The sequence below is a fragment of the Rufibacter sp. JT20002 genome (assembly GCF_056491185.1).
In genome coordinates, this window is sequence record NZ_JBSZJY010000001.1 from 2,234,248 (window position 1) to 2,246,935 (window position 12,688).

Here is a 12,688-nt window from a genome sequence, read left to right on the forward strand (position 1 = left end):
TTATTTAAGAGACCAATTACCGGCGGGCAGTGGCTCTCTCCTGCTCTTGTGGCGGGAATTTGGCCAGAATGCTGGAGACAATCTGCTGTACTTTCTCATCGGTGAGAGATCTTTCAGAGGCCGCGGTTTCGCTGCTTCCGCGCCAGATCAACTCATTAGACTTGGCGTCTACCACATCCAGAATCAAGGTTCCTTGCTGATAGTCCTGCAAAGTGGTGGTGTTGTACAGGCGGTTGTAGGTATACGCATAGCGGTAACCGTACCAGTACCCGTAACCGATAGACGGCACGCTTACAAAGTTAGGGTTTAGGCGCTGCTGGTTCTCGATGGTGAAATCATAGGCCAGTAACATGTCTGGTTTGTCAGAGGCACTTGCTTTCTGGAAACCACGGCGCTGCATCTCGGCTTCTACGGCGTTTTTCACGCGTTTATCTAAAAACGTAGTGTAACGACGGTTGGTAGAATCCTTGGCAACGGGTTGGTCCTGGTACCAGCGCCAGGTTTTGTACGCCTGGAAATTGGTGCCTTTGTCAAAGTCGGTGGTAACGTTGTAAGTGGTGGCGCAACCGGTGAAACCCAGTACCAACAGCCCCATCATTACCCCTGTGATCAACTTAGCTATCTTATTGAATGGTTTCATTGATTTGTACAGTTTTAGTGTAGTGAAAGAATAGGAGAAAAACATCTCTTAAATGGCCTCCCCGCTTCAGATTGATAACATGAAAGCGTAAAAGTTGGTTTCGGAGAATGTTTCTTTCGTACAATCAATACGCAAAAACTATGCCTTTATTATACCAACTGGTTTATTTTAAACCTCTATTTTGAAGATTATTAAAGGAGGCTTTTGGGGCTTGTTTTCTGCAAAGTAGGCTTAAAACAAAAAGGTCTGTGGAACTTCTCCACAGGCCTTTTTTATTACCAATAATCAGAGCAGCTTACACAGCTTTCATCTCCTGGCCTTGCTCGTTGTAGGCTTCAATTGGAGCGCAGCTACACACCAGGTTACGGTCTCCATAGGCGCTGTCAATACGGCTTACGGTTGGCCAGAATTTGGCAGTGCGGGTGTAAGGCACTGGGTAAACAGCACGCTCGCGGGTGTACGGGAAGTTCCAGTTTTCTGAAAGAGCCACGTGCGCCGGGTGCGGAGCATTTTTAAGCAAGTTGTTTTTCTGATCGGCTTGGCCTTCTTCAATCTCACGGATCTCTTCACGGATGGAGATCATGGCATCGCAGAAACGGTCCAGCTCTTCTTTGCTCTCGCTTTCAGTTGGCTCCACCATCAGGGTACCGGCCACTGGGAACGATACGGTGGGCGCGTGGAAACCATAGTCCATCAGACGCTTCGCGATGTCTTCTACTTCAACACCGGCCTTCTTAAAAGAGCGGCAGTCTAAGATCATCTCGTGGGCGCAACGGCCGTTGGAACCAACGTACAACACTGGGTAATGCTCTTCCAAGCGCGCTTTAATGTAGTTCGCGTTCAGGATCGCCATTTTAGTGGCCTCAGTTAAGCCTTCGCCGCCCATCATGTTGATGTAGGCATAAGAGATAGGCAGAATGCTGGCGCTACCCCAAGGTGCCGCCGATACTGCATTAATCGCTTGTGGGCGCTCCAAGTCTACTACGGCATGGCCTGGCAGGAAAGGAGCCAAGTCAGCTACTACACCGATTGGGCCTACGCCTGGTCCACCACCACCGTGAGGAATACAGAACGTTTTATGCAGGTTCAGGTGACATACGTCCGCGCCGATGTTCGCCGGAGAAGTCAAACCTACCTGGGCATTCATGTTGGCACCGTCCATGTACACACGGCCACCGTTCTGGTGGATGATCTCGCAGATTTCAATGATGCTTTCCTCGTACACCCCGTGTGTAGACGGATAGGTCACCATCAGGCAAGACAGGTCGTCTTTGTGCTCCTCGGCTTTCGCTCTGAGATCGGCTACGTCAATGTTTCCGCGCTCATCGCACTTCACGATCACCACTTTCATGCCGGCCATTACCGCCGAGGCAGGGTTCGTGCCGTGCGCCGAAGAAGGAATCAAGGATATGTTACGGTGATGATCGCCGCTGGCTTCGTGGTACGCTCTGATCACCATCAGGCCAGCGTATTCGCCCTGGGCACCGGAGTTCGGTTGCAAGCTCATGGCGGCAAAGCCGGTTACTTCGCACAACCAGACTTCCAGGTCCTGGAAGATCTGGGCGTAGCCTTTGGCCTGATCAGCCGGGGCAAAGGGGTGCAAAGACCCGATTTCTGGCCAGGTCACCGGAATCATCTCGGCGGTGGCATTTAGTTTCATGGTGCAGGAACCCAATGGGATCATGCCGTGCGCCAGCGAGAAGTCTTTGTTCTCTAGGTACTTCATGTAGCGCAGGATCTCGCTTTCAGAGTGATACTTGTTGAAGACTTCGGCTTGCAGGTAAGGAGAGGTCCGGATCAAGGACTCAGGCCAAGTGATCTCCGTTTCTTCTGGAATGGCATCCAGTTCCAGGGTAGCATCCGGTTTCCCGGCTACTTTCGCAAAAACGGCCAAAATATCCTTCACCTCGTCCAGATCTGTGTTCTGGTGCAAGGAAATCCCGATGTTGTTATCCCCGAAATAGCGGAAGTTGATCTGCGTCGCTTCGGCCTCCTGGCGGATGGCTTGCTGCAACTCCGCGCTTTCTAATCGCAGATTCAGCGTATCAAAGTAATTTTCGTTCAGTTGCTCAAAGCCTAAGCGCTCCAGACCTTTCTCCAGAATCTGGGCCAAGCTGTGGATATTCAGACCGATGTATTTCAGACGACGTGGTCCGTGGTACACGGCGTACATACCGGCCATTACGGCCAGCAATACCTGCGCGGTACAGATGTTAGAGGTGGCTTTCTCGCGGCGGATGTGCTGCTCACGCGTCTGCAAAGCCATGCGGTAGGCTTTCTGCCCGAACGCATCTTGTGACAAACCAATGATACGACCTGGGATAGAACGCTTGTACTCGTCTTTGGTAGCGAAGAAACCAGCGTGCGGTCCGCCATAACCCATTGGCACGCCAAAACGCTGCGAAGAACCTACCACTACGTCGGCGCCCATTTCGCCTGGAGATTTCAACAAGGTCAAGCTTAGTAAATCAGCAGCTACAGCTACTGGTAAGCCAACGGCGTGGCCTTGTGAGATGAAGTCAGTGTAATCGAATACCTCACCGTCAGCGGCAGGGTATTGCACCAGGGCTCCGAACAAAGTATCGTCTTGTAAGTTGACTTCGCGGTGGTCGCCAATTACCAGTTCAATGCCAAGCGGTGTGGCGCGGGAAAGCAACACGTCAATGGTCTGCGGCAATACTTGGTTAGACACAAAGTAGCGGTTCGCGTTTTTGCGGGCACCTTTGCGCAGCGAGTACTGCAGGTTCATGGCCTCAGCGGCGGCGGTAGCCTCATCCAACAAAGACGCGTTGGCGATGGCCATACCGGTCAGGTCAATGATCAAAGTTTGGTAGTTGATCAACGCCTCCAGACGTCCCTGGGCGATCTCGGCCTGGTAAGGCGTGTAAGCGGTGTACCATCCTGGGTTCTCCAGAATGTTACGCTGAATTACCGGCGGCAGGATGGTGTCATGGTATCCCAGTCCGATGTATGATTTGTAAAGTTTGTTCTGCTTGGCAATCTGGGAGAACTTACGCAGGAAGTCACGCTCATTAAGCGCAGCTGGCAAGTTCAGCGGTTTTTTCAAGCGGATAGCCGGCGGAACCGTCTCGTCTATCAATTGGTCTAGAGATGCTGCCCCAATGGTCTGCAGCATATCCTGCATCTGTTCTTTTACAGGGCCGTTGTGGCGCTCCTTGAAGATGTCGGCAGGCTTGGTTTTAAAGATCATTTATCGCTGGAATTTAAGTAGATAAGTTCTTTTGTCTGTTAACAAACGTTTGGTGCAAATGATTTAACAAAAGTACAGGTTAAAATTCACTAATTACAGAGGGAGCCCTTAAATTGCACTACAGGCTGTGAGGGAGTTATGGTTTTTACCTTGTTTTTGGATAAATAGCCTTTAAACAATCATCGTGCTCTTGCATTGTCCCCTATGAAAAAGCTCAAAATTGGTGTGCTGCGTGAAGGAAAAGTACCGGTAGACAAACGGGTGCCCCTAACCCCTAAAAAATGCCTGGAAGTACTGCAAACGTTTCGGCAGGTGCAGTTAGTGGTGCAGCCTAGCCCCATCCGCTGTTTCTCAGATGAAGAGTACACAGACTTGGGCATTCCCCTGAAAGAAGACCTGAGCAACTGCGATGTGTTGTTTGGCGTGAAAGAAGTGCCGGTTGACCAACTTATCCCTAATAAAACCTACTTCTTCTTTTCGCATACTATTAAAAAACAAGCCCATAATCAGAAACTGCTGCAGGCTATTCTGGAGAAGAACATCACCATGATTGACTACGAGACCATCACCAACGCCCAGGGCGAACGGGAAGTGGCTTTCGGGAGATGGGCTGGGATTGTGGGGGCGTACAATGGTCTGCTCACTTACGGACGGAAATGGGGGCTCTACCACTTGAAGCCCGCCCACCAGTGCACAGACATGGAAGACATGCTGGAGGAGTTCTTCAAGGTGAAGACGTTGCCCAGTATCAAGATAGCCGTAACTGGGGGTGGCAGAGTGGCGCTAGGAGCCATTGAGGTGCTGGAGCGGATGGGAATCAAAAAAGTTAGCGTCTTTGACTACCTGTACAACGAATTCTCAGAGCCGGTGTTTACCCAACTGCGTTCGTCGCATTACCATGAGCGGCCCGATGTGGAAGTTTGGGATTCGCAGGACTTCTACCATAACCCGCACTTATATAGATCTACCTTCCAGAAGTTTTCCAGGGTGACGGATCTGCTCATGGCCTGCGCCTATTGGAACCCGGCGGCACCCGTGCTGTTCACCCAAGAAGACATGCAGCGACCCGATTTTAAAATCAACACCATTGCGGATATTACCTGTGACGTGGCAGGTTCCATTCCCTGCACCAAGCGCGTCTCTACCATTGCAGATCCCGCGTTTGACTACAACCCAGAGACGGGTGAATTGGAAGAGGCCTACAGCTCAGAGAAGAACATCACCATTATGGCGGTAGACAACTTGCCCTGTGAGTTGCCCCGCAACGCCTCCCGTGATTTTAGCCGACAGATTATAGATAAGATTTTACCCCATTTGTTTAATGGAGATCAGGATGGGGTGTTAAAGAATGCCACCATCGCAAAGGACGGAAAGCTGTGTGAGAAGTACAGTTACCTGCACGATTATGCCTATCCTGCCCAGGTCAGTTGAGCATGGGCCAGCAAAGCAGAACGACTTAACGGTTATATAAGGCAGGCAACGTTGGCACGCGCCGAAAAAGAGGAGTTACTTTCTTTGGATGGCTTTTGTGAGATCCACTCAAGGGCAGAAGCCACATCCTCAAAATACTGTAGCTCAAAGGGGATGGACTGAAACTGCGTGTACACCAGTTGGTTCAAGTCTAATAACCCTAAACTGGAAACAGACTCCAGTACCGCTATTTTGCGCATAGACGTTTCCATTAGGAGGGGCAATACGGTGTCCATAAACCAATCCTGATCTAAAGGCGGGAGGCTTTTTAAGTGACGGATGTCATAGATGCAGGAAACTAGTTGATTTTCCTTGATAAGCTCCAGCACATGTAAAAGGGTCTGCCTGAAGATGTCGCTAGGCACAAATCCTTCGCACTCTACATGTATGGCAGACAGGCTGGCGTCTACATACACGTTTGTAAACGGTAATGTTTTGCAAATTTTATTCACGATAAAGGGCTTTTATCTTATAGGTCTGGAACGGGGATACAAATATAAAGCCTTATCGATTAGTTATATCATTATGTCAAAAAAAAATTGAATAATTTTGTATCATGCTGAGGCTAAATAAAATCCGTTGGCCAGAACTTGCTAATTCTAACCAACGGATTTTTTACAACTCTTTATAGAAGAACTACTATTGGTTCTCCACCTTGTCAGCTACTCCATCTTCTACGGGTTCTTCCTTTACAGTGATTGTATCAGTAGGAGTGAGAGCTGAATCTGCTTCAGCCGCCAAGTCATCAGCAGCTGTTTCAGCGGTATTTTCCACATTCTGAGCAGTTTTTGATTCACAAGAGGCAAACCCGAAGGTCAGCGCCATCACAGCTGCCGTCATTATTTTTGATGCTTTTTTCATAGTCTTGGTACGTTAGGTTAGTTGCGAAGAGTATACGGTAAATACAGGTAATGGATTAAAGAGGATTGCGGTAAATAACAGGAGGCCTTCTTTCTGAATGGATAAGGATAAAAATCAGGCTAAGTGTATTGTTTATAACTATTTGTATTTTAACTTATTCAGACTAATTTAAAAATTACATATTTTGTTTAAAGGATTATAGAAGCAGGTTGCACTTCTTTGAAGTAGGAGATGAGATGTAGTCTACAAGCCATAGCTGTTGAAGCTGGCTTTTGTGGGAAGAAGTAGTTTTTGTGAAAACAAAGGCTTATTTGATTGGGTCTTTGTAAGTATAAATACTGTTTTTGCCTTACGCTTCGACTAAGTTAAAAAGGAGCATTTAGTAACATTTGTTATGTAAGCACTTGATAATTAGTATTATATATTAAATTATATATCTTTATATTTTTGGATTTAAGTAATTTTGTTTTGAAAAAATACTTGTCCGTAAAACAATAATGCTCGTTTAGGAAGTGGGTAGTTTGATGTTTAATTCATTTAAAACAAAAGAAACCCATGTTCTACCATGATCGAAGATTGCAGTACAAAGTAAGGGTTGATAAACCAAATCCGGCATTTGCCAGAATGTTACAGCAAGCCATTGGCGGCATAGAAGGAGAAATCCGGGTATGCTTGCAATATTTATTTCAGGCTTGGGGTAACAGAGGCCCTGTGAAATATAAAAACATGCTTTTAGAGACGGGTACCGAAGAAATAGGGCATATTGAGATGTTAGCCACCGCCGTGGCTTTGAACTTAGAAGGTGCTACCTCGTCTCTTAAAGATGAAATTGTAGGCGCTAACCCTGTGGTAGGGGCTGTGATGGGGGGCATGGACCCTCGCCATTTTCTGTCTTCAGGTTTGTCGGCGATGGCAGTAGATGCTAACGGAGTGCCCTTCAATGGCTCTTGGGTAGTGGGCAGTGGTAACATTGCCGCCGACATGCACGCCAACGTTATGGCTGAGTCCACTGGTCGTGTACTGGCTACGCGCCTATGGGAATCAACAGATGACCATGGTATGAAAGACATGCTCGCTTTCTTGATTGCCCGTGATACCATGCACCAAAACCAGTGGATGGCAGTACTAGAAGAATTAGGAGGCATTGCCAACAACCACCCAATCCCGAACAGTTTCCCTCAAGCGGAAGAAAACCAGCAGTTCAACTATGCTTTCGTGACCACCAACATCTACAAAGACCAGGAGGCGTTTGGCCGCTGGGCTGAAGGTCCGTCTGTTGATGGGAAGGGAACGTTCCAAATGGTGCCAGGTGAACCTATGGGTGAGATCCCGATCTTGCCACCGCCAGCGCCAGAAGGCCATGCCCAGGTGGAGCAGATGACTGGCGCCTCTGGAGACGGTTTGATCAACAAAATCAAAAACGCCCTTTAAAACACTCCTATGAAAAAAAGCCTTCCTCTTACTAAAAGGAAGGCTTTTTTTATGCGGGCATTAGCTGTTCTAACCGGTAAAGGCCATCTAGCCTCTGCTTGCCTTGCTTGATCGCAAAGAAGGGAGCATCATCCGGAACACTCCAGTAAATATCGGTGATCTCGGCCACGGGGCCGGCAGGTTGGTTGGCAGGCCTTACCCATTCGCCAAAGGTGAAGGGCAGCCACGAGATGGAAGTGTACAGGTCTGGTCGTACTTTAAACTCTTCATCTGAGTAGCGCAAAAGCAGCCAGCCATTTACCTCGCCAATCTTTTCAAATACTTTGTTGTGGGGTTCCAGTAATTCAAACTCCCGTCGGTTTGCCGGATGAATATGCGTGTACCCATATCCCGGAAACCAGTTATATAAACCAAATTTAAGACTCTTCTTAGGCATACTTCCTTTCTGTTACTGTACAGGCGGCCTCAAGGGCTAGAGCGATATCTCCAGTTCCTCAGCAGTAGCTTGTACTATCTCTCGCGCATATTTCTTAGGGATGACCAATTCATTTGTCTGGCTGTAATGCGTGATAATGCTTTGGTCCAGCAGCATGGGGGTGGCGTAGGCGCCGTACCGCTCAATCAGAGCCCGCTGCACGGTGCACAGCAGTTCCCTTCTTGCTTCGGTCTCAGGTGTTTTCAGCCGGGGCGGGTAGGGGTTTGGTGGCAACCTATTAGGGATCCGGCGCTTGGCGGCCTCCCGTAGGGCACCGTTCATAATCCGCTGGATCTGTTCTTCAAACCGGTCTTGCTGTAGGCGGCCATTGATGCCTTTGGTATGGTACAGCCATTCATTAATGCTTTGCTCAGGGTTGCTGAGTAGTTGCATGAGCGCATTGGTGTTGATGACCTGGCCCGCCGGGATGTTCCATTTCTTGGCTAACTGATCCCGGAAATCATAGATCGGTTTCAGGACGAACTGCTGCAGCAAAGTCAACCGTTGCGGAAACTTGATCTTCAGGTGCGGGTCTTCCTGCTCGGTAAACGTGATGGACTCCAATAATTGGTCTTCTTCCTCCAGCCAAGCCATTCGGCCCAGTTCTTTGACCTTCGCCACCATCGTGTTCTTGAGCTCATGCAGGTACAAAACATCCTGGGCGGCGTACTCCAACTGGCGTTTAGACAAAGGCCGCTGGTTCCAGTTACTCATCTGCTGTGACTTGTCCAAGTGCAGGCCAAGTTCTTCTTCCAACAGCGTGCCCAAGGCGGCTTTGGCGTAGTTCAAGATTTTGGCGGCTACCGCGGTGTCAACAAGTGAGCGCACCTGGCAACCCAGCATGCTCAGGAGCATGAGGTCATTGTTGGCGTGATGGAAAATCTTAGTGATAGCAGGGTCTTCCAGCACCTCCCAAAGGGGCTGCAGGTCAGTTATCGGGAAAGGGTCTATCACAAAGCACGTATGCCCGTCTGAAATCTGGATAAGGCATAACGTGAACCCATAGGTATAATGGTGCTGGTCAAATTCCAGGTCTAAGGCGAGCTCTGGCTGCTGGCGTAAATGGGTGACCGCTTCTTGCAATGCTTCATCGGTTTCCACCACATGGACAGGCCTCCCCTCCAGAGTAAATGCAGGTTCCTTCATAATCTTCCAAATATACCCAAAAAACAGGTTAGTTCCTTGACGGGTAACGGTAGCGTTGCGTTGCCGCTTTTAGGTAGTTTTCACAAAATCAGCTTAAAAATGGCAACCTTTGGTAAGATAACTGCTGAACTGCCCTAAAAAGTGTAAGGGTACGCCCCAGAAGAGCTATGACAGCACTTTTGGGGCGTACCCTTATTAGTTTCTATTTAAATTGTCTTCGGAATAAAGCAGCAGGTCAGGGGAAATCTTGCCGAGGGCTACTCTAGTAAGAAGCTCACCTGCACACTGGAGGTGATGATGATTTCACCCAAAGCGATGGTAGGTCCGCCGCCAGCATCCATGGCCATGGACTCGCGCATAACTGCTTTGTACATCACTGGCCCCGGATTGCCACCGCCGCCTCCTTCGTTTATCTGGTAAGGCCGGCCCACTTTGGCGCCCAGTTCAGAGGCCAGCGCAACAGCTTTCTGTCTGGCATCCTGCACGGCTCTTTTACGCGCTTCCTCCTGGTGTTTTTTCAACTGGGTGCTTTGGTAACTGATGCCATCTACGCGGTTGGCTCCAGCTTTGTAAAGCCCAGACATGACCTCGTCAAATTTGTCAGGCTTGGTGAGGGTAACAGAGATAGTGCGGGTAGCTAGGTAGAATTGCGGGGTGGTTTGGCCGTACTCCCCGGTATACATGGGTTGTAAGGAAAGATGGGCGGTCTGAACGTATTTGTCCTCAACGCCGCTTTTCTTCAGGTAGCTTAGCAAGGCAGCCGTGCGTTGGTCCGCTACCCGGCGGGCATCTTCCAACGTTTTTTCCCTGATTTCTACCCCGGTCATAAACGTCACCTGGTCTGGTTGCACCTTCACCTCGCCCAAACCAGACGTGTTTACCAAAGGCGGCAATTGGCTTTGCTGGCCCATGCAAGAAAACGAGGAGAAAGCCAGAAGGAGGCAAAAAACGGAGGCGAGTGTTGTTTTCATAGTTTTATAAATATATATGAAAAATGGATTTACAAGGACCATGCCGATTTTTACTCGTACTGGTTTAACCTATGCCACCACCGTAGTCTAAGCCCACATTGGTGTGTATCTTTGCACCCTACATTAAGAACAACTTTCCCAGACTCCTATGCAGCAGCACCTGTCTATCTTTGATCCTTTTGAGGGAATGCGCTTCGGAAACCATATCTGTTTTCTGTGTGGCACCTCCATAACGCCAGAACAACAGACCCCGGTATTTCCGGGTTGGCTTATGGAGAAGTACAGTTTTGGCCATGAACCGCTCCGGTTGCTGGACCAAAGCGTGGTCCCCTACCAGGATCTTAAAATCCCTTGCTGCCAGCACTGCCAGACGCATCATCTGCAGCCTTTAGAAGACAAAGTGCAGGAGGCACTTTCCCAAGGCATAACTAGTTTACGGTCCTTAGACGAGAAACTTCTCTTCCAGTGGATGGGAAAAATGTTCTATGGTACTTTGATCACCGAGCTAATCAAAGAGCAGAACCCGCTGGTGCGGCCCGAGTACGCGGTGAGTGAGCAGCCCAAGATGCTTATGAAGTTTCAGGCGTTTTTCAGGGTGCTGCAGTCGTTGCGGGTGCCCATGGAATTCGCTGATTTTATTCCAGGCTCCATCTTTATCATAAACGTGGATGCCGCCGCAGAGCCCATGCGGTTTGAGTTTAGGGATGAACTGTCTACCATGATGTTCAGCCTCCGGCTGGATAATGTGCTGATTGTCTCCTGCCTGCTGGATAACGGCATGATCAAAGATGCCATGAAGCCGGTATGGCAAATCATTGAGCCCCGGCAGCTGCAACCCATCCAGGCGGCTGAGTTCAGCGCCCGCGTTTTCTATGCCGGATATCTGCTCAACGTCATTCCAGATTACCTCACCCGGCCGGTGAAGCCGCAGGATGAACAATTGGTCATGGACACGCTCATTGATGATGTCACCAACGTGATCTTCAATCCGTGGCAAAACAGTGCCTATGCCAAATTGCTGGCCACTGTCTGGGCGAAATGGGGCATTACCCAGGAAGACATTCTGCGTGATCCGCAGGAACCCATGAGCATGCTTTTCAACCCCGAGGGGGAGTTTATTGAGTTTCCGCGAATCCCCGGTCATGAGAAGTAAAGCCTGAGCACGGTTCAGGTTTGCCTTTATAATTCCAACATCTGCTTTGAGGGTTTTTGCCCTCAAAGGTCGCCTACGCTAGAGAAGATTAATGCAAAATAGAAGTATGCGAGGTTTTCAATTGACCTCTGCCGCTGTAACCTCCTGAGTATAAACCTCTCTTGAAAAGCTTCGTACGCTAGGATACAATAAGCTTGTATTGACCTAACTAACTAAAACTATGGCTGAAATAAACATTGAACCCAAAAAGCGCTCCAGCTGGGCCTGGATTGTAGTGCTGTTGATATTGCTGGTGGTAGGCTATCTTTTATACCGCTATTTCTTTGAAGCGCAAGGGGGTAGCCCAGAGACAAGTGGCGCACCTACTTCGGGGATGATCATGCCCTTGGTCCCTTTCCCCTTTTATTAATCCCCACACCTAAACGCAAAAAGCAATGGCAAATCACGCAAACGATGGGCTGGCAAGACTTGCCCCCTTACACGACCTGAAAGATTTCAAAGTGGCCAATCATAACCTGGATGTCAGAGGTTGGGAGGTAATTGGTTCTGACGGAAAACGCATAGGCAAAGTAGATGACCTGATTGTAGACCGAGAACTGATGAAAGTGCGCTACCTTGACATAGATGTAGACAAGGAGCACGTGCTCGTAGACACAGATCCGCGCCATATTCTAATTCCTATTGGGGCAGCCCAGTTAGACGATGACGGTGATCAGGTGTTCATTAGCTTAGACAGAACATCTCTGGCCCGTTTCCCCTTCTACCGTGGCGGAGCCGTGGATTCTGAATACGAGTACCGGGTCATGCATGCGGTGACCAGCCCTAACGACACGTACGCGCAGCAAACAGCGGCTTCTAACTCACCTAACGCAGAGTTCTACGGGCGTGACCAGTTCAACGAGGATCGGTTTTATGGAAACCGGCACCAACGGTCTCAGGCCATGCCGCAGGACCAAAGCCACCTCCATACGTCCTCGTCTAACTTCAACACAAACCCAAACATGCATTCTGACTCTGGCTTTAATTCAGGCTCTGGTATGCATGCTTCTTCTGGTATGGGATCAGGAACCGGCATGCACGCGAACTCAAGTATGGGTTCAGGGTCCAGCATGGACAGCAGACCCGTTCATGAGGACATTGCCACCATTGAAAGGCTGCGTGCCATGCTAGAACAGGGAACCATCACCCAGGAAGAATTCGCTGCCTTGAAACGGAAAGCCATTGGCCTGTAACCTGGTTGCTTTGAAGCTGTTTTACTGAAATCGGCTGGAAAGCAAATGTTGAAGCCTAAGAGCTTTAGGAAATATAAAACAAAAAGGAGGGGGCACGC

At 49.1% G+C, this 12,688-nt stretch carries 12 protein-coding genes; 5 read left to right on the forward strand and 7 right to left on the reverse strand.

The features are described 5' to 3' along the window. Positions 1-16: 16 nt before the first annotated feature. On the reverse strand, positions 17-640 hold the full coding sequence (locus tag ACW9SV_RS08945; RefSeq protein WP_165864959.1) for a DUF4136 domain-containing protein: 624 nt from the start codon (positions 638-640) through the stop codon (positions 17-19). A gap of 295 nt (positions 641-935) precedes the next feature. Beyond that, a complete protein-coding gene (gcvP, locus tag ACW9SV_RS08950) occupies positions 936-3,851 on the reverse strand; it encodes an aminomethyl-transferring glycine dehydrogenase (RefSeq protein WP_479556393.1) in 2,916 nt (971 codons plus the stop codon). Between the two features lie 204 nt (positions 3,852-4,055). Here gcvP and ACW9SV_RS08955 point away from each other — a divergent pair, with 204 nt between their 5' ends. Next, positions 4,056-5,282 carry an NAD(P)-dependent oxidoreductase gene (locus tag ACW9SV_RS08955; protein ID WP_479556394.1) on the forward strand — a complete coding sequence of 409 codons (1,227 nt, stop codon included), beginning with the start codon at positions 4,056-4,058 and terminating at the stop codon, positions 5,280-5,282. A gap of 32 nt (positions 5,283-5,314) precedes the next feature. Here ACW9SV_RS08955 and ACW9SV_RS08960 read toward each other — a convergent pair whose 3' ends face one another. After that, on the reverse strand, positions 5,315-5,773 hold the full coding sequence (locus ACW9SV_RS08960) for an STAS/SEC14 domain-containing protein (RefSeq protein ID WP_479556395.1): 459 nt from the start codon (positions 5,771-5,773) through the stop codon (positions 5,315-5,317). A gap of 187 nt (positions 5,774-5,960) precedes the next feature. Beyond that, entirely contained in the window at positions 5,961-6,182 is a 222-nt protein-coding gene (locus tag ACW9SV_RS08965) for a hypothetical protein (protein WP_479556396.1), read from the reverse strand. A gap of 555 nt (positions 6,183-6,737) precedes the next feature. Between ACW9SV_RS08965 and ACW9SV_RS08970 the strand changes: the two genes are divergently transcribed. Next, the gene (locus ACW9SV_RS08970; protein WP_479556397.1) at positions 6,738-7,613 is read left to right on the forward strand and encodes a manganese catalase family protein; all 876 of its coding nucleotides are present in this window, start codon (positions 6,738-6,740) and stop codon (positions 7,611-7,613) included. A 49-nt stretch (positions 7,614-7,662) separates the two neighbouring features. Here ACW9SV_RS08970 and ACW9SV_RS08975 read toward each other — a convergent pair whose 3' ends face one another. The 3 genes from ACW9SV_RS08975 to ACW9SV_RS08985 all read right to left on the reverse strand — a co-directional run bounded on the left by ACW9SV_RS08975 (position 7,663) and on the right by ACW9SV_RS08985 (position 10,205). Then, entirely contained in the window at positions 7,663-8,049 is a 387-nt protein-coding gene (locus tag ACW9SV_RS08975; RefSeq protein ID WP_479556398.1) for a DUF6960 family protein, read from the reverse strand. 36 nt (positions 8,050-8,085) lie between these two features. Beyond that, entirely contained in the window at positions 8,086-9,234 is a 1,149-nt protein-coding gene (locus tag ACW9SV_RS08980; protein WP_479556399.1) for a ribonuclease D, read from the reverse strand. Between the two features lie 257 nt (positions 9,235-9,491). Beyond that, positions 9,492-10,205, reverse strand: a complete 714-nt coding sequence (locus ACW9SV_RS08985) for an SIMPL domain-containing protein (protein ID WP_479556400.1) — start codon at positions 10,203-10,205, stop codon at positions 9,492-9,494. Between the two features lie 148 nt (positions 10,206-10,353). Here ACW9SV_RS08985 and ACW9SV_RS08990 point away from each other — a divergent pair, with 148 nt between their 5' ends. The 3 genes from ACW9SV_RS08990 (at position 10,354) to ACW9SV_RS09000 (ending at position 12,590) form a co-directional block, all read left to right on the forward strand. After that, a complete protein-coding gene (locus tag ACW9SV_RS08990; protein WP_479556401.1) occupies positions 10,354-11,358 on the forward strand; it encodes a hypothetical protein in 1,005 nt (334 codons plus the stop codon). Between the two features lie 220 nt (positions 11,359-11,578). Beyond that, a complete protein-coding gene (locus tag ACW9SV_RS08995; protein ID WP_479556402.1) occupies positions 11,579-11,767 on the forward strand; it encodes a hypothetical protein in 189 nt (62 codons plus the stop codon). Between the two features lie 25 nt (positions 11,768-11,792). Then, a complete protein-coding gene (locus ACW9SV_RS09000) occupies positions 11,793-12,590 on the forward strand; it encodes a PRC-barrel domain-containing protein (protein WP_479556403.1) in 798 nt (265 codons plus the stop codon). Positions 12,591-12,688: the final 98 nt, after the last annotated feature.

Coding starts and splice junctions, on each gene's coding strand:
- ACW9SV_RS08990 (WP_479556401.1), top strand. CDS start 10,354: ATGCAGCAGCACCTGTCTATCTTTGATCCTTTTGAGGGAATGCGCTTC.
- ACW9SV_RS08995 (WP_479556402.1), top strand. CDS start 11,579: ATGGCTGAAATAAACATTGAACCCAAAAAGCGCTCCAGCTGGGCCTGG.
- gcvP (WP_479556393.1), bottom strand. CDS start 3,851: ATGATCTTTAAAACCAAGCCTGCCGACATCTTCAAGGAGCGCCACAAC.
- ACW9SV_RS08985 (WP_479556400.1), bottom strand. CDS start 10,205: ATGAAAACAACACTCGCCTCCGTTTTTTGCCTCCTTCTGGCTTTCTCC.
- ACW9SV_RS09000 (WP_479556403.1), top strand. CDS start 11,793: ATGGCAAATCACGCAAACGATGGGCTGGCAAGACTTGCCCCCTTACAC.
- ACW9SV_RS08970 (WP_479556397.1), top strand. CDS start 6,738: ATGTTCTACCATGATCGAAGATTGCAGTACAAAGTAAGGGTTGATAAA.
- ACW9SV_RS08965 (WP_479556396.1), bottom strand. CDS start 6,182: ATGAAAAAAGCATCAAAAATAATGACGGCAGCTGTGATGGCGCTGACC.
- ACW9SV_RS08945 (WP_165864959.1), bottom strand. CDS start 640: ATGAAACCATTCAATAAGATAGCTAAGTTGATCACAGGGGTAATGATG.
- ACW9SV_RS08975 (WP_479556398.1), bottom strand. CDS start 8,049: ATGCCTAAGAAGAGTCTTAAATTTGGTTTATATAACTGGTTTCCGGGA.
- ACW9SV_RS08955 (WP_479556394.1), top strand. CDS start 4,056: ATGAAAAAGCTCAAAATTGGTGTGCTGCGTGAAGGAAAAGTACCGGTA.
- ACW9SV_RS08980 (WP_479556399.1), bottom strand. CDS start 9,234: ATGAAGGAACCTGCATTTACTCTGGAGGGGAGGCCTGTCCATGTGGTG.